This is a genomic window from Neobacillus paridis, assembly GCF_016765675.1.
Classification (GTDB): Bacteria; Bacillota; Bacilli; order Bacillales; family Cytobacillaceae; genus Neobacillus; species Neobacillus paridis.
On record NZ_JAESWB010000423.1, the window covers coordinates 1 to 527 of the forward strand.

Sequence of the window (527 nt, forward strand, 5' to 3'; positions counted from 1 at the left end):
ATAACGATGGCGTGGTGGCCGGCAGCAGCGAGCTCGCCGGCGACCAGGTGCAGCATGCGACATTGTGGCGCAATGGCGCCATCATCGACCTTGGCGCACTGTCCAGCGACGGCATCAGCGCCGCGCTGGGCATCAATGCGCTTGGGCAGGTTGTCGGCTACAGCGGCTCACCGTTTGGCGGCCGGCCCAATGCCACTCTCTGGGAGAATGGCCGGATCATTGATCTCAACACCCTGGTGCAAAGCGGCGATCCACACTTCCTTCTGTATCAGGCCAGCGACATCAATGACTTCGGACAGATTGCCGCCCTCGGCATGACCAGCGACTTCCAGGCCCATGCCTATCTGCTCACACCGACCTTCACCACACGCGGCGCCGACGAACTGCTCAATGCCACGACGCTGGCAAAGGAGGTGGCTGGCGATGGTGTCGCCATGCCGCTGGAAGGCATCCTTGCAGCCGAGGTCAGCGCCGTACCCGAACCCGCCAGCCTGGGCCTGCTTGCCATGGGCTTGCTGGCGCTTCTG

1 protein-coding gene is annotated in these 527 nt (G+C 63.8%); it reads left to right on the forward strand.

Annotation, left to right across the window (positions count from 1 at the left end):
• On the forward strand, nt 1–527 hold a 527-nt coding region (locus tag JK635_RS29435; protein WP_202656468.1), incomplete at both ends, for a hypothetical protein.